This is a genomic window from Veillonella intestinalis, assembly GCF_943192895.1.
Classification (GTDB): Bacteria; Bacillota; Negativicutes; order Veillonellales; family Veillonellaceae; genus Veillonella_A; species Veillonella_A intestinalis.
Genome location: NZ_CALPCB010000001.1, coordinates 1 through 20,259 on the forward strand (window position 1 = coordinate 1; position 20,259 = coordinate 20,259).

The window sequence follows — 20,259 nt, forward strand, 5'->3', positions numbered from 1 at the left end:
CTGTTCCCATCTCGAACACAGTAGTTAAGCTCGTAAACGCCGAAAGTACTTGGCTGGAAGCGGCCTGGGAGGATAGGTAGTCGCTGATTAATGAAAATAAGAGGTCGTGTCGAAAGACACGGCCTCTTATTTTTGTTAATCTAATGAGTAACAATCTGTCTGGCCGCTTCCAAGAAGCGAGTGAAGCGAAGCGTAGCATGATAGATCGTAATAAAATAATACAAAAAATACAAAAAGAAGGATGTATCTATTACTTACTATAGTTATAGATACATCCTTCTTTTTATGCTAGTATATATTAAATAAATAATTAATTATTAGAACTATGGTGTAATGTAATTTATAGAAATTGGATAAATAGTGGTGAATTATTTAGGTAATTCACTTTCTTTTGTTTCCACAAAGTCCATAATGGCTTTTTCAAAATCAATTCCCATGCGATCTGCAAGAGCTGCTAACCACCAAACACATTCACCTAATTTGTGAGGTAATAAAGTCTTAAGATCATCTTCTGTATTGGCTGTAGGCCATGTTTTTTCATGAGCCATAGCTAGGCGTCCTACAAGAGCTGCATCTGTTAAGAAACCGAGTGCATCTTCTTCAATAGTCCAGCGTTGGCCATTGAATTTATCTTCTAATTTATGATAGGATTCACGAATCGCTAAATTTCGTTCAATGACTTCTTGTAAAGTTATGTTTTGCTTTTCCATTAAGGCCTCCTTAGTTATAGATATGTAATAGAAATTAAAATTTTAATTATAGTATAGCATAATTATATGCAATATTCATTTTTAATTTTAGTATTAAGTATATATAAATTTCAATAAACAAAATGATAAAAATTATTAAAATTGTATTTATTAACTTTAGAGACAGTACAAAAATATATATACAATTATGTATTTAAGATTATGTACAGCTATATGTTTTAGACTACATATGACTATATATCTCTGTGTATGTATAACTGTATATGGATATTATAAAAGGCTACGAGAATCTATATATCTTAGATACAGATAATTATATATTTGGTGCACAGGTAATCATATACATGTGATTTGTGTGATGATTTGTGTGAATATGTTTTAATTAGGGTGTAATCATATATTCTTATAAAGTGTTCATCTAACTAGAAAAATAATTTTTGAGAATATATATCAATTTTAGAAGCGATTAAAAGATGGCGTGTATTCTATTTATTCTAATGTAATAGTATATCCTATTGACAATGTATGATTTAAAACGTACAATTACAGACAGCTTTATAAATACGTGCGTTTTAAATACCTGTTAAAAATGTAGGAATTAAATATTAGCTAAGCTATACGAATTAAATAAGCTAGGATTAGGGGAATCCTAGCTTATGTAGATATTTTTATAGTAGTAAATTAGCTTACTGAAATAAAGAAAGGATAAATATATAGGGTATTTCAAGCACGCCATAGTTGAGAAAGAAGCAAGGTAGATTAGCGCAGATGTGTGCTAATTAAAAAGAGAGAGTTAAAAGAGAATGAAGGTATGTCTATGAAACGAAGAGGTTGGTATTTACTTCTCTCCGTAGGTATAGTGGGGGCTATATTATGGAGCACAGAACAGGCATTTTCATCGTCTAGTGAAGAGACTACGATGACCTTGATTAATGTGTCCTATGATGCTACGCGAGAGTTTTATGAAGCCTATAATACTGATTTTGCAGCGTATTATAAGGCTCGTACAGGTAAAGAGATAATAATCCATCAATCGCACGGTGGCTCAGGCAATCAAGCTAGAGCCGTGGTAGAAGGCTTTGATGCAGATATTGTAACTTTAGCTTTGGCACAAGATGTGAATTTATTACAAAAGGTTCACCTATTAGATTCTAATTGGGAGTCTAGTTTACCAAATTATTCGGCCCCTTATACTTCAACCGTTGTATTTTTAGTGCGACAGGGGAATGCATTAAAAATTAGGGATTGGGATGATTTAGTTAAACCAAATGTCCGTATTATTGCACCTGATCCAAAGAGTAGTGGTGGGGCTTGTTGGATTTTTTTAGCTGCTTATGCTTATGGAGCAGGTTTGCCTGATGATACAGCTAAAGCTACTAATTTTGTGAAGCGATTATATGAAAATGTAGTAGTTATGGATGCTGGAGCTCGGGGGGCTACCACAACATTTGTAGAAAATAAACAAGGCGATGTATTGCTTGTTTGGGAAAATGAAGCTAAGCAGATTTTACAACACTATCCTGGTGAATATAAGCTAGTAACGCCATCAGTGTCTATAGTAGCCGAACCTAGTGTGGCAGTAGTCGCTAATATTGCTCGAAAACGAGGCACATATGAAGTAGCCGAGGATTACTTAACTCACTTATATGCGCCGGAGAGTCAGCGTTTAATAGCTCAATATGGATTTAGGCCCACAGATTCTACTGTTATGACAGAGGTAGCCAAGGAATATCCAACACCTCAGCGCATGGTAACAATTCGTGATTTTGGTGGTTGGGCCGCTGCTTATGAGCGTTTCTTTGAAGATGGTGCCCTATTCGATATGATTCGGGACGAATAGGAGGGCTTTATGAGACAAACTATGCAAACAAATAGTAGAGCGCCTCGTCTATTACCAGGTTTTAGACTGACCTTAGGTGTGACCTTAACCATTTTGTCTATCATTGTTATTTTGCCAGTAGGTACTATTTTAGGCTATGCGGTGCAAATTCCGCCCATGACATTGTGGCAAACCATTGCTAAACCTGTAGTTTGGCACGCTTTTGCTACGAGTATTATGACATCGTTGGTAGCAGCAACTATTAACTTAGTCTTTGGCACATTATTAGCTTGGATTTTAGTACGATATACATTCCCAGGGCGACGTTTCATTGATAGTCTTATTGAGTTACCTTTTGCACTACCTACAGCTGTAGCAGGGATTACCTTATCTAAGTTATATTCAGATACTGGCTTATTGGGTAGTACACTTATACAGTGGGGAATTTCTTTAGTGTATACGAAGATAGGTATTAGTATTGCACTAATTTTTGTAGGGATTCCTTTTGTAGTTCGCTCTGTTGAGCCTGTATTAGCTAAATTGGATGGTTCGTATGAAGAAGCGGCAGCTGTATTAGGGGCGAATAACTTCACAATATTCCGGCGTATTATTTTACCTGAAATTTTGCCCGCTGGGTTGGCTGGATTTGCCCTTGCGTTTGCTCGAGGGCTTGGGGAATACGGAAGTGTCATTTATATTTCAGGTAATAGCGCTAAAGCCCAGACACAAGTAGTATCTTATGTAATTATGCAGAAGTTGAACTATATTGATTATGAAGGTGCTACAGCGATGGCATTGCTTTTATTAATATTGGCCTTTTTCATTTTGCTTAGCGTTAATTTATTGCAATTGCGTCAAGCGAAGCGGTTAGGAGGTCGATAGGATGAAAGAATTAAAGTGGGTGCAATATAGCTTAATTATAGTGGGGTTTCTTTTCGTTATTTTAATGTTAGTTTTTCCACTTATAACGGTAATTCTCAGTTCTTTGGCACAAGGCTGGACATTTTATGTAAAGGCTATTACAACGCCTTATGTAGTATCTGCACTAGGTCTCACTTTAGTAGCTGCTTTGGTAGCGGTATTAGTAAGTGGGATATTTGGTCTTTGTGCGGCTTATAGCATTGGTAAGTTTGATTTTAAAGGTAAGCAGTTGTTAATGACGTTAATTGATGTGCCCTTTTCTATTTCACCGGTCATTGCAGGTTTAGCCTTTATTATGGTGTTTGGCCGTATTGGATGGGGTTACAGTATTTTAGAGAGTCTTAATCAGTGGTTAGGTACGAACTGGCGTGTGGTCTTTGCTTTACCAGGTGTATTCTTAGCTACAATTTTTGTAACCTTACCCTTTGTTTTCCGTGAAGTGATAGGCGTTATGCATACAAGAGGACGTGAAGAGGAAGAAGCGGCTGTTTTAATGGGGGCATCGGGATTGACTGTTTTTTGGAAAATTACCTTTCCTCAGATTAAATGGGGTTTCCTCTATGGCGTATTACTGTGTGCCGCCAGAGCGTTAGGCGAATTTGGAGCCGTAGCAGCCTTATCGAAAGTACGTGGCAGTACCTTTACTTTGCCTTTGGAAATTGACGCTTTGTATTTATCTGGTTCTGCTACAGGCGTTACAGCTGCTTTTGCGGCATCCTCTGTATTGGTTATGTTAGCAATCGTCTTATTAATTTTACGGGCTTATGTAGAACAACGAGTGGGTCATAATGGCTAGGTATTGTAATAAATATGGTTAGGTATTGTAATGAAATGGATATAAAAATAATGTTAATATTATTTTTATTATTAAGAACTATATAGATTGATTTTTAGTTTATTAAGGGTAATTTAGGGATAATAAAGAAATATTGAAGAATTGAGAGAGTTTGAGGTGATGAGATGGAACAAGGAGCGTCTCAGTATGTAGCCATGGAGGGAATTTATAAGCAATATGGCCATTATGAAGCATCTAAAGATGTGAGTTTTCATATTGCTGAAGGCAAGATTGTAGCTCTATTAGGCCCCAGTGGGAGTGGTAAAACCACAATTTTACGTATGTTAGCAGGACTAGAGCAACCAGATCAGGGTGATATCTATATTGCTGGTAAGCGTGTGAATGCTATTGTACCGGCTAAGCGTGGTATAGGTTTTGTATTTCAAAATTATGCGCTATTTCGTCATATGACGGTATTTGATAATATTGCCTTTGGTCTTACCGTGCAAAAAGAGGAGCAACATGTGATTCATAAGCGAGTGTTAGAATTACTAGATTTAGTTGGTCTTGCTAATTTGCAAGATCGTTATCCTGGTGAATTATCTGGTGGACAGCGGCAGCGTGTAGCCTTTGCAAGGGCTTTGGCACCAAGGCCTGATGTATTGTTATTAGATGAACCTTTTGCGGCTATTGATGCAAAGGTTAAGCATGAGCTCCGTCAATGGTTAAAAGCTACCATTAAGAAATCGGGGATTACGAGTATCTTTGTGACTCATGATCAAGAAGAAGCCGTAGAATTAGCTGATGAAATTATTGTAACTAATAATGGTTGTATTGAACAAATGGGCACACCAGAAGAGATTTATGGACAACCAGCAACCCCCTTTGTGGCTGGATTTATGGGGAAGGCCAAGGGGATTATGGAATATGAAAGCCTTAACGGTTTTGAACGAGAGGCCGGTTTTGATTGGGCAATTATTCGCCCCGAATTCGTAGCTGTTTTTAAAGCAGATGCAGACCATGAAGATAAAAGTGCTGTTGAAACGGGTAGTGTAGAAGCGGTAACGTTTCAGGGAACGCGCCTTAGCATGCGCATTCGTATTGGGAATCATCTGATTGAAGCAGAACAGCCTATTGAAGCGGCTTCGTTTGTTGTAGGTGAAACGGTTCAGGTCTTGATTTATCGGCTTTTCTTGTGTAGTAATACGGAGGTTCATATTGTGAAAAATAAAGCTCTTGAACCAGGTCAAGTATTCTATATTTAAGAGAGTTTGACAGACTTTAGGAAATTAGGTGGGATAGGACGTATGAAAATTGAGAAACGAGAGCGAATTGAAACGGATGTGCTTATCATTGGTGGCGGTACAGCTGGTTGTTATGCAGCGTTGACTTTGCAAAAACAAACAGATGCTAACGTTTTAATTGTAGAAAAGGCAGTAATTCGTCGCAGTGGCTGTTTAGCAGCAGGGGTTAATGCACTGAATGCGTATATTGTAAAAGGTCGCAAGCCAGAAGATTATGTTGAGTATGCCACAAAAGATGCAGCTGGCATTGTGCGTCATGATTTATTATTATCCATGAGTGAACGACTGAATGGCGTTACTAAAGTATTAGAAGATTTAGGTTTAGTTATTTTAAAAGACTCTAATGGAGAGTATATAGCCCGTGGTAATCGCAATATAAAAATCAATGGGGAAAATATTAAGCCTTTGTTAGCGGAAGTGGTTTTACAATTGCCAAATACAACGGTGATGGAACATGTCATTATTACCGATTATTTGGTAGAGGATGGTGAAATTAAGGGGGCTGTAGGCTTTTCGTTGCGTCATCAGGTGGCGTATGAAATTTATGCGCCCTATGTGATTTGTGCTACCGGTGGGGCCGCTGGGTTATATCGGCCTAATAATCCTGGTTTTTCACGGCATAAGATGTGGTATTCACCTTTTAATACGGGAGCTGGTTATGCCATGGGCATTCAAGCTGGTGCAGAAATGACGACCTTTGAAATGCGTTTTATTGCCTTGCGTTGTAAAGATACTATTGCGCCGACGGGCACTATTGCTCAAGGGGTGGGTGCTAAGCAGATTAATGCAGATGGCGAAGTATATGAAACTAAATATGGATTGACTACTTCACAGCGTGTTTATGGCACAGTAAAAGAAAATTTAGAAGGTCATGGTCCTTGTTATTTAGCCACAGAAGGAATTAGTAGTGAGCAAAATATGGATCTTTTGAAGGCCTATCTTAATATGGCGCCAGGTCAGACTTTAAAATGGCTAGAATCGGGGGAAGGACCACAACAGCAGAATGTAGAGATTGAAGGAACAGAACCTTATATTGTAGGCGGTCATACGGCGAGTGGCTATTGGGTTGATACGAATCGTGAAACGACAATTCGCAATTTATATGCCGCTGGTGATGTAGCTGGTGGTTGTCCACAAAAATATGTAACTGGTGCTTTAGCGGAAGGGGAAATTGCAGCCCTAGCGATTGCTAAGCGATATGAAGCGGCTAAGGCTCATGATGAGAGGCATAATGGTAATGGTCATTTTGTTTCAGAGGGGCTTAAAGTGAAAGCAGAGGCCTATTTGTCGGCTTATGATGCTTATCTTACGGGCGAATCTCCATTATATACAACGGAACAGCTAGAAGAAGCGATGCAACGAACTATGGACAGCTATGCAGGTGGTATTGGTGCTTATTATCGTTTCAATAGTAAACAATTGAAGAAAGCGAAAACGAGAATTCAAGAATTGCAAAAAATGGCACAACATTTGAAAGCTCAAAATTTGCACGACCTATTATTTATTTATGAATTAAAAGAGCGTTTAGTTGTATGTTTAACATTGATTGCTCATTTAGAAGGGCGTAAAGAAACACGCTGGCACAGCTTTGCAGAAAATTTAGATTATCCTGAAAGTAGTGATGAATGGCTTTGTTATGTTAATTCGATAGCAACCGATAGAGGGATTGAAATTCGACAACGGCCATTAGTGAAGGAGGCGTATTATGAGCATCAGAATTGATCAGCGTAGCTGCATCGGTTGTCAACGTTGTGTTAATATTTGTCCTGGTAGCTTACCAGCTATGAATGAAGAGGGTAAAGCCTATATGGCTTATCCTAAGGACTGCTGGGGCTGTATGGCATGTATAAAAGAATGTCCTGTTGGGGCCATTGCTTATTTTTTAGGACCCGATATGGGTGGCAAAGGGGGCACGATGAAGGCGCAGCGTGAAGGTCATTTTTGGCGTTGGGAATATATAGCGCCTAATGGGGAGAGCCAAACCATTGTTGTAAATGCGCAAGAATCCAACCAATATTAGATATATAAAGAGTCTAAACTTTGTACTAGATATTAATCCATCTTGCATTAGGGTATAAGAGAGTAAAAGAGAGAAGGTAGTAATATGAGTGAGTATAGTCATTTAGATGAATTAGAGGCAGAGGCTATATATATTATCCGTGAAGTGGCGGCACAATGTGAGAAGCCCGTTATGTTGTATTCCATTGGGAAAGATAGTTCTGTTATGCTACATTTAGCACGAAAGGCCTTTTATCCTGAAAAGCCCCCATTTCCATTTTTGCATGTGAACACAACTTGGAAATTTAAAGAAATGATCAAGTTCCGTGATGAAACAGCTAAGAAATTTGGCTTAGATATGATTGAATATATCAATCAAGAAGGGGTTGCACAAGGTATTAATCCGTTTGACCATGGCTCAGCTTATACGGATATTATGAAAACCCAAGCTCTAAAGCAAGCATTAAATACATATGGTTTTACTGCGGCCTTTGGGGGTGGTCGTCGTGATGAAGAAAAATCCCGTGCGAAAGAACGAATTTTTTCCTTCCGCAATGCCTCTCATGGTTGGGATCCTAAAAATCAGCGCCCTGAAATGTGGAAACTATATAATGCTAAGATTAACAAAGGGGAAAGTATTCGCGTATTTCCTCTATCTAACTGGACTGAAAAGGATATTTGGCAATATATTAAACGTGAAAATATAGATATTGTATCCTTATATTTTGCGAAAGAACGACCTGTTGTATATCGTGATGGCAATATTATTATGGTAGATGATGATCGTTTTAAATTACGACCTGGTGAAACCATTGAACAAAAGAAAGTGCGTTTCCGTACATTAGGTTGTTATCCTTTAACGGGTGGTACTGAATCTGAAGCCACTACCTTAGATGAAATCATTGAAGAAACCTTATCGGCTGTTTCCTCTGAACGTACGACACGCGTTATTGATAGTGAAGCGGCTGGCAGCATGGAACGGCGTAAGCGGGAAGGGTATTTCTAATATAGGTATTGGGTAAAGAGAGGATACAATCATGAAAGGACTTTTAAAATTTATTACTTGTGGCAGTGTAGATGATGGTAAATCTACTTTAATTGGCCACATTTTATATGATGCTAAATTATTATATGCGGATCAGGCTAAAGCACTTGAATTAGAAAGTAAAGTAGGCAGTCGTGGTGGTGCCATTGATTATTCATTACTATTAGATGGGTTGATGGCTGAACGTGAACAAGGGATTACCATTGATGTAGCATATCGTTATTTTACGACGGATAATCGTAGTTTCATTGTAGCAGACACACCTGGTCATGAAGAATATACGCGTAATATGGCTGTAGGAGCATCTTTTGCTGACTTGGCGATTATTTTGGTGGATGCTTCACAAGGTATTTTAGTGCAGACCCGTCGTCATGCTCGTATTTGTGCTCTTATGGGCATTGAGTCATTTGTGTTTGCTGTGAATAAAATGGATTTAGTAGGCTATAAAGAAGACGTATTCCGTCAGATTGAAGCGGATATTGCAAACCTTGCTAAGGAAGTGGGCCTTACTAATGTACAGGTAATTCCTGTATCAGCGACCGAAGGCGACAATATTACGACCAAAGCGACAACTATGCCTTGGTATGAAGGGCCCGCTTTGTTACCCTATTTAGAAACTGTAGATGCGTCTGGTACGGCTGAAGATGGTTTTTATATGCCAGTACAGCGGGTATGTCGTCCTAATCATACTTTCCGTGGTTTTCAGGGGCAAGTAGAAGCAGGTCAGGTCGCAGTAGGTGATACCTTAACAGTATTACCTAGTGGTGAAAGTGCTAAGGTTGAATCTTTGTTAGTTGGTTTTAATACGGTGCAAGCGGCCCAGCTAGGCCAACCTTTAACGGTGCAACTAGACCGTGAAATTGATGTTTCACGGGGCAGTGTGTTGGTTAAACAAACAGGAATTGGTACGGCGCAGACTGCCAGTGTAAAATTACTTTGGATGGACGATGAACCCTTAGAAGTGGGGAATGAATATCTGGTTAGTTTAGGCACTAAGCAAGTAGCCGCCACGGTCACAGACATTCAGTATCAAATTGATGTAAATAGTGGCGAGCATCTACCAGTTGCTGAACTTGGAAAAAATAGTATAGCCCTTTGCACCTTGCACTTCCAGACACCTGTAGTTATGGATGAATTCCGTCATCATAAAACACTAGGTGAATTGATCTTAATCAATCGTGTTAGCAATATGACATCTGCTTGTGGCGTTATTGAAGCAGTAGGCACAGTAGCTGAGCAGCATACTTTTGAAGGTAATGGTTTGCATGCTCGTGGTGATGTATTTGATGAGTTTTATTATAATGTGGAAGGTCTAAAAGTAGATAAAATTCGACCAACTCGAACGACGTTCCAAATTGGTGATGCGTTACCGATTACAGGGGCGAGCTATAGTTATCCAGCTAATTTTGATATTTTAGTAGTTCGTGATAAAGTGGCTATTCTAGTTCGTGACGGTCAATTCATGGATATTGTGGATTTAGCGTCATATGTGTATAGCGATGTACCTGTAGTAAATGGACGTGGCTTTGCAATACAGATTAATAGTGCCGATGAGGTAGCGCAGTTTATAGCTGAATCTGCTGATGATAGTTTGCAACGTGATGGCTCCTGGCATGATAGATGGCTTCGTTTTGAAACATATCGTAAAATTATTTTCCATGATTCCTTTTGGTCTATTTAAAAAATTCATACTAATACAAGCGGTTGTATTTCTTTTTGAGGTACAACCGCTTTTGTATTGCCTGTTTTTAGTGCATTTGAATAATATAGAATATATTTAGCTATGCAAAAGAGGTATTTTAAAAATGACATTAGAATATATATAATAGAAAGCACGAAGGATAATATCTAAAATTATCAATATATTCTATAGACTTTTTTAGGGATTTATTTTGTATTTTTAATACAGTATATTATACAAGGAGAAACAGCATGGAACGATTTGAAGCAATTGTTGTAGGTGGCGGCTTAGCAGGGGCAGCAGCGGCTTATCGTATGGCTAAAGCAGGTGTGAAGGTGCTCTTAGTAGAACGAGGGAGTTATGGGGGCGCTAAGAATATGACAGGTGGTCGTATTTATACACATTCGTTAGAAGCACTTATTCCTAATTTCCGTGAAACAGCACCGCTTGAACGGAAGGTGGCTAAAGAACGGATTTCTATTCTTGAAGGCGGTAAAGCAACCACCGTTGAGTATGAAGCAACACCAGCTAAACCAGAGGACGAATCCTATGTTGTATTGCGGAGTGTATTTGATAAGTGGTTAGTGGATCAAGCGGCAGCTGCTGGTGCCGTTGTAGTTAATCGTATCCAAGTAGATGAATTGCTCAAAGAAGGGGATACCGTAGTAGGTATTCGTTGTGGCAAAGATACGATGTTAGCCGATGTAGTTGTATTGGCTGATGGGGTGAATTCGTTACTAGCTGAACGGGCTGGTTTACGTGCGCCAGTGACAGCAGCTGAAGTAGCAGTAGGGGCTAAGGAAGTATATACCTTTAATAAAGGTGTGTTAGAGGAACGACTTGGCTTGGATGGTAACGATGGCTTAGCGTGGCTCTGCATGGGGGATATAACTCATGGTTTAATGGGCGGTGGCTTTTTATACACTAATAAAAACAGCCTTTCGCTAGGTGTTGTTGTCGGTCTAGAGCATATTGGTGAAGCGGATGCTACTATCGAAGACATGATGAATGAATTTATGAGCTATGGACCGATTGCTCGTTTATTAAAAGGTGGTAAATTAGTAGAACGCAGTGGCCACATGGTGCCAGAAGCGGGCTATAAAGCAGTGACAACACTTAGTGGCAACGGGTTTATTATCGTCGGTGATGCGGCTGGCTTCTGTATTAATATGGGCTATACCGTGCGTGGTATGGATTTTGCCATTGCTTCTGGTATGTATGCGGGCGATGCTATTATTAAAGCCAAGAAATTACAAGACTTTTCAGCGGGTGCCTTACGTTATTATGATATTTTAATAGAAGATAGCTTTATTGGTAAGGATTTAAAAACGTATCGCCACTTCCCTGAATTCTTAAATAATCCTCGCATTTTCCAAAAATATCCATCCATGGTAAATGGTATTATGGAAGATGTGTTTACTGTAAATGGTAATGGAGCAAAACCATTAGTTCCTAAATTATTGAAACGAGCCACTGGTGTGGGCCTTGTAAATCTAGCTATGGATGCGCTTAAAGGAGGGCGTGCCTTATGATGAATTTAGAAGAAAAATTAGGTGTTAATAAATATTATGTAAATGAAGGACATCCTCATATTGAAATCATCCATGACTACCCTGATATGAAGGAAAAAATGAAACTTGTCAATGCTTGTCCAGCTGGTTTGTACACACTTAATGAAGATGGTACCTTAGCTTTTGATTATGCAGGTTGTGTAGAATGTGGTACTTGCCGTGTATTGTGTGGTAACACTATCGTGACAAAATGGGAATATCCAGATGACACGAAGGGTGTAGAATTTCGTCAAGGTTAATAGGGAGGACCATTATGGAATTACTCGTATGTATTAAGCAAGTGCCTGATACGTCTGAAATAAAATTAGACCCTGAAACGAATACATTGATTCGTACAGGCTTACCAAGTATTGTCAATCCTTTTGATATGAATGCCTTAGAGGCCGCATTGAAGGTAAAAGACACCTATCCTGGGACTCGTGTGTCTGTCATTACTATGGGGCCACCACAAGCGACGATTGCCTTGAAAGAGTGTATTTCTATGGGCGCTGATGAGGCGTATTTAATTACAGATAGGGCCTTTGCTGGGGCTGATACATTGGCCACTAGCTATACGATTGCACGGGCTATTGCTAAAGTGCAGGACGACCAGGGCAAGCCGTTTGACATTATTTTCTGTGGCAAACAAGCCATTGATGGTGATACAGCACAAGTAGGGCCACAAATTGCGGAAGAATTAGGTATTCCACAAGTAACCTATGTCTGCAATATTGAAGTAAATGATGGTATTGTACGGACACAGCGCGAACATGAAGAAGGTTTTGAAGTATTAGATACACCAGTGCCTATGTTGATGACAGCAGTTAAAACGTTGAATGAACCAAGATATCCAACTTTACATCACTCTATTCGAGCTACTCAGTATGAAGTAAAGTTGATTACGGCTAATGACATGGAAACAGATCCTAAGAGATTAGGCTTACAAGGCTCGCCAACGCGTGTTCGCAAGGTGTATAGTCCACCAATGCGTTCAGCTGGCACAATGCTTACGGGCCCTGTTCAGGAGTCTGTAGAAACGATTTTAGGCGTTTTAAAACAAAAGGAACTTATCTGATAGCATAAGGAGGTATTACGGTGTTTGAAGAATATACAGGTGTTTATGTGATTGCCGACTGCTTTGATGGGCAGGTGCGCAAAGTAACCTATGAATTAATTGGTCAGGCCCGCCTTATTGCTGATCAGCTTAATGAAGAAGTACATACTTTGATTTTAGGCGCGCAAGTTGCTTCGCAAGCACAAAGTTTAATTGAATATGGTTCCGACCATGTACATGTATTTGAGCATCCTTTATTAGCTCGCTACTCTACGGACGGCTATACAAAGGTTATTACAGACTTTTTTGGTCAAAATAAACCAAATGTTATTTTAATTGGCGCTACGAATGATGGCCGTGATTTGGCGCCTCGTATTTCAGGGCGTATGAAAAATGGCGTTGTGGCGGATTGTACAATCTTGACTGTAAGTCAATCTGACGGGCTTGTAGAATGGACACGACCTGCTTTGGGTGGTAATATTTTAGCAGAAATTATATGCCCAGAACATCGTCCACAAATGGGCTCTGTAAGACCTAATGTATTTAAAATGCCAGATCGCATAGAAGGGCGCGCTGGTCAGATTCATCAAGAAGTAGTAAACCTTACCGACAACGATATTCGTAATCGTTTTGTAGAAATGATTAAAGTGGATATGAATGATGTGAATATTGAAGAAGCTGAAATTATTGTAGCTGGTGGACGCGGTATGGGTTCCCCTGCGAACTTCAAAGTTTTGGAAGAATTGGCTGATGTATTAGGCGGTGTATTAGGGGTAACACGCCCTATCGTTGAAAAGGGTTGGTATCCACTAAGTCGTCAAATTGGCCAAACTGGTAAAACAATTGCGCCTAAGTTGTATTTAGCATTTGGGATTTCTGGAGCTATACAGCATACGGCGGGGATTACTGGTTCTGAAACGATTGTAGCGATTAATACAGATTCTGAAGCGGCTATTTTCAAAGTGTGTGACTATGGTATCGTAGGCGATGCTGTAGAAGTTGCTAAGGAAATGATAGCAAAGTTTAAGTCCGCCAAGGGCTAAATTATAAGTGGATAGATAGAAAGTGCCATAGGCCCGAGAAACCTACGAGTCAAGCTCTGAAGGTATTCTCTTAGCCTATGGCACTTTCTTTTGCTGTTATATAATTTAGCGACTTGACGGAGCTTAAGGGGGGAAGGAGTGAGTCAATCTCTGAAGTATTCTCTTAGCTTCTGGCACTATTATCAACTTTAGAATTTTGTATGATTTATAAGATTATATAAGTATGATAAAATAAAATAAAAATAATCTTTTTTTGATTGCTGACGTAATGAATAGACTATGATTTTATGATGTATAACTTGATGAATATAATAAGAAATAGTGAGAGAGGTATGTTAGAATGTCTCAGTGGAATAAATTTTTTAATTTAAGAATTGATAGTGCCTCTTATGAAGAGATTAATGAGAGAGTTACTTCTGACTCTATGTTAAAAGGTGGAAATTCAATTATTTTGGTAATGGCCATTTTAACAGCATCTATAGGGCTTAATATGAATAGTACTGCTGTGGTTATTGGTGCTATGTTGATGTCGCCTTTAATGGGGGCTTTAGTAGCTATTGGATTTGGTATGGCTACATATGATACTAAATTTATTAAAAGTTCAATGATAAAGTTGAGTTTTCAGATTTTTGTATCTCTTGTTACCTCAATGATTTATTTTACATTATCACCGATTAGTAATGCATCTTCGGAAATTCTTACTCGTACGGCACCAACTGCATGGGATGTATTGATTGCTCTTAGTGGTGGGCTTGCAGGTGCTATTGGTAATACTAGGCAAGAAAAGAGCAATGTTATTCCTGGGGTGGCTATTGCGACTGCATTGATGCCGCCTTTGTGTACGGCTGGATATGGTTTAAGTAGTGGAGTTTATTCTTATTTTTTAGGGGCAATGTATTTATTTTTTATAAATAGCTTTTTTATTATATTATCAGCTTTTATTATATTTAAATTACTTCGTGTACCTCCTAAAAAATATGCAGAAGATAGTCATAAAAACTATCAAAAGGGAATCTTAGTTTTGTTAGGAATCTTGATTACTGTTCCCAGTATTTATATGGCGTATTTGACTGTGGACAAGACTATAAGAGATGATCAAATTCAGACGTTTTTAGCTACAGAGCTTAACATGGTACATACAAGTATCGTATCTTATGCTTATGAGGATCATGTATTAACTTTAGATTTAATAGGTAGACCTTTAACAGAGGGACAAATTAATCGATTGGAAGAATCAATGCAGACTTTTAATCGTTTAAAGGGGACGAAACTAAAAGTGGTACAAGGATATAATGCGCAGTTAGATTCTTCAGAAGTTCAACAAATTATAAATAAAAGTATGGCTAATATGATGGCTAAAGAAAAAGGAAAATCCTATAAAGAGTTAGCAAATACATATTATCCAGCATATCAGAGAAGTGAAAATAATCAAGAGCAAATACGTTTGCTAAATAATGAATTGCCTATTTTGTTCCCTGAAATAAAATTAGTTAAACTTTCACCTATTATTTCAGTTGATGATGATGGCAAAGTGATTTATAGTGGGGTATTAGTGACTCTTATTGTTAGGGATCCATTAACCACTGATGATGTAAAAAAAATTCAACGATGGATAGTTGAGCAAGTAGGTGATGAGGTGTCTTTAATTGTTCAATTAGAAGAACAACCAAGTCAGTTTTATGGAAATGGGATTAAGTAATGTATTATTGCGTAATATATGGAAAACTCTTGAGATGGAAATAGTTTTATTGAAGAATACAGTAAAATCAAGGGTTTGTAACAAGGCGGAAATAGAAAATAGCCCATCTTGAATATCTAGTTATAATTCAAAAACAAGATGGAAATTAGACGGAAAACATTGAATATTTAAGGATATTTCACCCTTAATTGAGAACGAAAAATGTCTAAAAAAGGATATAAAAAGACCCCTACTTTCTAGGTGTTTCCTAGTTTTGTAGGGGTTTTGAATACTCTTGGCAATTATCAGACAAAAGTATAAAAGTTTTGGCGGAGGATTAGGGATTCGAACCCTAGCGACGGTAACCCGCCCTAACGATTTAGCAAACCGTCCTCTTCAGCCTCTTGAGTAATCCTCCAAATCTAATTACTAAAATATCATATCATTTGAATTAGTATTTTGTCAAGATTATGTCCACATTAATTCTTTGAAATATCATAGTCCAATAATACAAGCAAACTTTGATGTTACCTAGATGATTTGTGTGCTATAATCAATAATTAAATACTTATAAAAGTATTTGGTGTATATTTTATGAAAAAGGAGAGATTATATGCCTGGAGTAGGTACATTGCTTAACATGTTAATCATTGTAGTCGGGGGGCTCATTGGATTAACGGCACGTAATTATTTGAATCAGCGCTTGCTTGAAACGTTAATGGCAGCGATGAGCGCTTGCATTTTATTTATTGGTTTTGTTGGCGCTACAAAGGAGTCTTTAGTTTTTGTTAATGGGGAGTTAGTAGTAACTAATATTATGATGCTAGTTATTACATTCATTATTGGTACTGTCATTGGTGAAATTTTAGATTTAGATAAAAAATTAGAACAATTCGGTGCATGGTTAAAGATTAAAAGTAAAAACGAAGGTGAAGGGGGCTTTATAGAGGCTTTTTTAACAGCTTCTTTTACTGTATGCATTGGGGCTATGGCTATTATAGGCTCTATTAAAGATGCCTCTGGTGATCCTACTATTTTATTGGCAAAAGCTATGATGGATGGGATTGTAGTTATGATTATGACAACCACATTGGGGAAAGGTTGTATTTATTCGGCCGTACCAGTCGGTATCGTGCAAGGGGTGGTTACATTACTGGCGTTTTTCATAACACCGTGGTTGACAGAACAGGCTCTTAGTAATATTTCGTTTACTGGTTCTATTATGATTTTCTTGGTAGGGGTTAATTTACTATGGGATAAACGAATTCGTATTGCTAATATGTTGCCTACGTTAGTAGTGGCTGCCTTGTGGGCGTGGCTTTAGTAAGATATAATTATAAAATAAAAAACACCGTTTAAGCGGTGTTTTTTTATTTGTAGTATTTTTTATTTATAGTGTTTTAATTTTAGAAATAGAGAATTATGTATTCGGTGTTGCTTCCTTTGGGGTAGTCGTTAATTTTGAAGGATTCAGAGCAGGGATAATACGGCCTAGTGTTTTATATACGGCAAAAAATAGAACAATTTCAATAGGATAGCAAATGATATTTTTGATTAAACGGCCCATAAAAATAGCAGAAGCCGCCTTTTGATAAAAAATCACGAGCCATAAGGTGTTAAGGCCTAAGTGAATTACTATAGTAATAATGAGGAATGGTATGGCTACACGTTTTAAAGTAATCGGCTTCTTATATAAGAAGTGACCAAAGGTATAGCCTACGAGGAATTCAGACAGCATAAAGCCGGGGAAAAATACGCCTTGACCAAAAAGTAGCATGCCTATGAAACAAGCAATGGCGGCCATAATACCAGCACGAAGAGGGCCGTGCATAACAGCAAAAATAGCGGTAGAAAGGAACCCAAAGGTGATATGGATAAAGGTAGTGTGGATAGCAAAGACATAAGATAATAGCACAGTGAGTGCAATAAAGAGACTTGTTTGGGTAATTAAAGAAATAGACGATGTTTGTTTCATGCGATCCTCGTTAATTAGAAAAATAATAAATAGAGTTTTCTTAGATTTGATTATTGAATTATACCTTTCTATTATATAGGGTGATTGAGGCTGTTAGCAAGCTAGTAGCATGAGTATTTATAATGGATATTTAAAGAATTTGAAGAATTTGAAGTCTAAACTTTTTAATACCATCGCGTAATAGGCAAGTCGTTATTTATGCCTTTCGTAGCTAAGATTTGGTGTAAATCCATCATGCCATTGGCAAAGGCAGCGGCACAGCCATTTAGGTACAAGTCCCACATGCGAATAAAACGTTCATCAAACTTTTCACGAATAATCGATAAGTTAGCTCTAAAATTTTTATCCCATTCGAGTAATGTCATATTGTAGTGCATACGGAGATTTTCTACATCAAGTACGTGAAAATTATCGTCTGTCATGTCCGCAATCATTTCACGAAGGCTTGGCAACATACCACCGGGGAAAATATATTTACTCATCCATGCATCACCAGGCTTTTCATTCATACCACTGATAAAGTGAAGTAGGAATACGCCACCGTTGACTAGGACGGAGTCGACACAATCATTAAATAGTTGGTAGTTTTCACGACCTACATGTTCAACCATGCCTACGCTTACTACGCGGTCGAATGAAAGCCCTGATTTAGGTAAATCACGATAATCCATCAATTTAACGGTTAAATAGTCTTCTAAGTGATTTTCTTTAATGCGTGCTTGGAACTTTTCATATTGTTCATGGCTAAGTGTAATGCCCGTCCCTTTGATTTTATATTTCTTAGCGGCTTCGATAAGCAAAAAGCCCCAACCACAACCGATATCAAGAAGGCGGAGACCTTCTTTTAAATATAGCTTATCAAGAATACGATGAATCTTATTCATTTGTGCTTCGTAGAGGGTGTTATTAGGATTTTCAAAGTAAGCACAAGAATATTGCATTGTTTCATCAAGCCAGAGCGAGTAGAAGTCATTACCGATGTCGTAATGGCTTTGAACTTCTTCTGCTTGGTGTTTTTTTGTTAAGGGATTATGGGTTAATTTATTAAGTACATCGCCAGCTGTGGAAAATTCATCCATTTGACCTAGAAAATGGTTTAGTGCGAAGTATAAATCGCCTTCAATTTCTAAATTGCCGTCCATGTATGCTTCGCCGAGTGCAATGGATGTGCTGGCTATGAGTTGACTAGCAGGGATAGGTTCTTTCATGTGTACAGTAAAAAGAGGATCCCCTTTGCCAATTATATATTCATTATCTTTAAATTTTACTTTAAATGGATTGGCATCAAATCGTTTTAAGAAACTTATCATCGACTTCTCTTCTATTTTTTCTCCTAAGTTGCCTAACATTATGAGGTTCCTCCTTATTAAAAATTTAACTATCTTGTTTTTATATACTAAAACTATCATAATTAAATGTCAATAAAGTCGGCGTTTCTAATAACTTATAACAGATATTGGAAATATAAATAGATAAAATAAATTTACACGATTTGTGTTTAAAATAATTGATAAATTGTTTTGTTATAACTATCGAGGTTATAAGCGTGTACATTGATAACTTTGAATGTATTGTGTTGGTTTATGAAATATATGTATTAGCTATAGGAAATAATGGTGTGGCTGTTATAGGAGTTCACGAATTGTGAAATTGGATTTTAGTGCATAGGAATACCCGTGAACGAGAGGGGGTTCACGGGTATTTAGAAATAAGTATATATTAGTTTTAGAGGGAACGTGTTTGAAAATAGAAATGTTGAAGGTTATTTTTATTAAGCAATGGTATTTAAAGCTTGTTCTAGGTCGGCAATGATATCTTTAGCATCTTCTAGACCAACAGAGAGACGAACTAAACCTTCACTAATGTTAGCGGCAGCTAATTCTTCTTTAGTATAGGTGGAATGTGTCATGGAAGCAGCATGTTCAATAAGGGTTTCTGCATCCCCTAATGATACGGCTAAACGACAAAGTTTTACTGAATTCATTACTTGGGCCCCTTCTTTGACACCACCTTTTAATTCAAAGGAAACCATGCCACCAGGTAAGGCCATTTGTTGCTAGTGGTAAACGGACGAAGAAAAAAGACCTTGGTATGATTGCTATGTCTTATGGCTATGTGTATGTAGCGCAAGTGGCTATGGGGGCCGATAAGAATCAGCTTCTTAAAGCAGTAACGGAAGCAGAAGCCTATCCAGGACCATCACTAATCATTGCGTATGCACCTTGCATTAACCATGGCATTAAGAGCGGTATGGGCACGACTCAAGAAGAAACCCGTCGCGCTGTAGCTGCTGGTTATTGGGATTTATATCGATATAATCCAGCCTTACGTGGCACTGGTAAAAATCCATTTAGCTTAGATTCTAAAGAGCCAACTGAAAGCTTCCGTGACTTCCTCATGGGTGAAGTGCGATATGCTTCGTTACAACAATCTTTCCCTGAAATTGCGGAAGAATTATTTGAAAAAACAGAGCAAGATGCTAAAGAACGACGTGCCTCGTATGTGCGCTTGCAAGCTGGCTTTGAGCAAGAAATAGGTAAACACACTGTTAATTAATAGGTAAACAGGCTGTACATTAGTAGACCTTTTAGTATAAGTCTTAATCAGACATTCAAAGTTAAGAACTTATTCATTGAAAGGTATTCTGTGATAATTATAGGTATCTTTTTAACTCCTTAAAGGATACCGTGTAATTATAGCCTCATA

Annotated in this window: 18 protein-coding genes, 1 tRNA gene, 1 rRNA gene and 1 pseudogene; 16 read left to right on the forward strand and 5 right to left on the reverse strand. The window is 38.0% G+C overall.

Annotated features, from left to right (window positions below):
- Positions 1-89 (forward strand): 5S ribosomal RNA (rrf, locus tag NFR27_RS00005); the annotation flags it as partial.
- Between the two features lie 279 nt (positions 90-368).
- Here rrf and NFR27_RS00010 read toward each other — a convergent pair.
- Entirely contained in the window at positions 369-710 is a 342-nt protein-coding gene (locus NFR27_RS00010; RefSeq protein ID WP_251441375.1) for a nucleoside triphosphate pyrophosphohydrolase family protein, read from the reverse strand.
- A gap of 772 nt (positions 711-1,482) precedes the next feature.
- Here NFR27_RS00010 and NFR27_RS00015 point away from each other — a divergent pair.
- The 13 genes from NFR27_RS00015 to NFR27_RS00075 all read left to right on the forward strand — a co-directional run bounded on the left by NFR27_RS00015 (position 1,483) and on the right by NFR27_RS00075 (position 15,599).
- Entirely contained in the window at positions 1,483-2,550 is a 1,068-nt protein-coding gene (locus NFR27_RS00015; RefSeq protein WP_251453838.1) for a sulfate ABC transporter substrate-binding protein, read from the forward strand.
- Positions 2,551-2,559: 9 nt separating this feature from the next.
- Positions 2,560-3,411 (forward strand): sulfate ABC transporter permease subunit CysT, encoded by an 852-nt coding sequence (gene cysT, locus NFR27_RS00020; protein ID WP_251441377.1) that lies wholly within the window; start codon positions 2,560-2,562, stop codon positions 3,409-3,411.
- Between the two features lies 1 nt (position 3,412).
- On the forward strand, positions 3,413-4,246 hold the full coding sequence (locus tag NFR27_RS00025; RefSeq protein ID WP_251441378.1) for a sulfate ABC transporter permease: 834 nt from the start codon (positions 3,413-3,415) through the stop codon (positions 4,244-4,246).
- A 164-nt stretch (positions 4,247-4,410) separates the two neighbouring features.
- A complete protein-coding gene (locus NFR27_RS00030; protein ID WP_251441379.1) occupies positions 4,411-5,490 on the forward strand; it encodes an ABC transporter ATP-binding protein in 1,080 nt (359 codons plus the stop codon).
- Positions 5,491-5,532: 42 nt separating this feature from the next.
- Entirely contained in the window at positions 5,533-7,251 is a 1,719-nt protein-coding gene (locus NFR27_RS00035) for an adenylyl-sulfate reductase subunit alpha (protein ID WP_251441380.1), read from the forward strand.
- Complete coding sequence (locus NFR27_RS00040; RefSeq protein WP_251441381.1) at positions 7,235-7,549, forward strand: 4Fe-4S dicluster domain-containing protein; 315 nt, start codon at positions 7,235-7,237, stop codon at positions 7,547-7,549. Before NFR27_RS00035 ends, NFR27_RS00040 begins: the two co-directional genes overlap by 17 nt.
- A gap of 84 nt (positions 7,550-7,633) precedes the next feature.
- On the forward strand, positions 7,634-8,533 hold the full coding sequence (gene cysD, locus NFR27_RS00045; RefSeq protein ID WP_251441382.1) for a sulfate adenylyltransferase subunit CysD: 900 nt from the start codon (positions 7,634-7,636) through the stop codon (positions 8,531-8,533).
- A 31-nt stretch (positions 8,534-8,564) separates the two neighbouring features.
- Complete coding sequence (locus tag NFR27_RS00050; RefSeq protein WP_251441383.1) at positions 8,565-10,253, forward strand: sulfate adenylyltransferase subunit 1; 1,689 nt, start codon at positions 8,565-8,567, stop codon at positions 10,251-10,253.
- Positions 10,254-10,504: 251 nt separating this feature from the next.
- Positions 10,505-11,785: an FAD-dependent oxidoreductase gene (locus NFR27_RS00055; RefSeq protein ID WP_251453840.1), complete on the forward strand. Its 1,281-nt coding sequence runs from the start codon at positions 10,505-10,507 to the stop codon at positions 11,783-11,785.
- Positions 11,782-12,063, forward strand: coding sequence for a ferredoxin family protein (locus NFR27_RS00060; RefSeq protein ID WP_162099112.1), 282 nt, complete (start codon positions 11,782-11,784; stop codon positions 12,061-12,063). Before NFR27_RS00055 ends, NFR27_RS00060 begins: the two co-directional genes overlap by 4 nt.
- Positions 12,064-12,077: 14 nt before the next feature.
- Complete coding sequence (locus tag NFR27_RS00065) at positions 12,078-12,878, forward strand: electron transfer flavoprotein subunit beta/FixA family protein (RefSeq protein ID WP_251441385.1); 801 nt, start codon at positions 12,078-12,080, stop codon at positions 12,876-12,878.
- A gap of 14 nt (positions 12,879-12,892) precedes the next feature.
- Positions 12,893-13,900, forward strand: coding sequence for an electron transfer flavoprotein subunit alpha/FixB family protein (locus NFR27_RS00070; protein ID WP_251441675.1), 1,008 nt, complete (start codon positions 12,893-12,895; stop codon positions 13,898-13,900).
- Positions 13,901-14,240: 340 nt separating this feature from the next.
- On the forward strand, positions 14,241-15,599 hold the full coding sequence (locus tag NFR27_RS00075) for a DUF389 domain-containing protein (RefSeq protein ID WP_251441386.1): 1,359 nt from the start codon (positions 14,241-14,243) through the stop codon (positions 15,597-15,599).
- 306 nt (positions 15,600-15,905) lie between these two features.
- Here NFR27_RS00075 and NFR27_RS00080 read toward each other — a convergent pair.
- Positions 15,906-15,996: transfer RNA gene (locus NFR27_RS00080), tRNA-Ser, on the reverse strand.
- Between the two features lie 195 nt (positions 15,997-16,191).
- Between NFR27_RS00080 and NFR27_RS00085 the strand changes: the two genes are divergently transcribed.
- The gene (locus NFR27_RS00085) at positions 16,192-16,902 is read left to right on the forward strand and encodes a DUF554 domain-containing protein (protein ID WP_251441387.1); all 711 of its coding nucleotides are present in this window, start codon (positions 16,192-16,194) and stop codon (positions 16,900-16,902) included.
- 96 nt (positions 16,903-16,998) lie between these two features.
- Here NFR27_RS00085 and NFR27_RS00090 read toward each other — a convergent pair whose 3' ends face one another.
- The 3 genes from NFR27_RS00090 to NFR27_RS00100 form a co-directional block, all read right to left on the reverse strand.
- Entirely contained in the window at positions 16,999-17,553 is a 555-nt protein-coding gene (locus NFR27_RS00090) for a folate family ECF transporter S component (RefSeq protein WP_251441388.1), read from the reverse strand.
- Positions 17,554-17,717: 164 nt separating this feature from the next.
- Entirely contained in the window at positions 17,718-18,902 is a 1,185-nt protein-coding gene (locus NFR27_RS00095) for an SAM-dependent methyltransferase (RefSeq protein WP_251441389.1), read from the reverse strand.
- Between the two features lie 422 nt (positions 18,903-19,324).
- Positions 19,325-19,603 (reverse strand): PLP-dependent transferase, encoded by a 279-nt coding sequence (locus NFR27_RS00100; RefSeq protein WP_251441391.1) that lies wholly within the window; start codon positions 19,601-19,603, stop codon positions 19,325-19,327.
- Between NFR27_RS00100 and NFR27_RS00105 the strand changes: the two are divergent.
- Positions 19,594-20,109 (forward strand): annotated as a pseudogene (locus NFR27_RS00105) (thiamine pyrophosphate-dependent enzyme); the annotation flags it as partial. The gene NFR27_RS00100 and the pseudogene NFR27_RS00105 overlap by 10 nt on opposite strands.
- Positions 20,110-20,259: the final 150 nt, after the last annotated feature.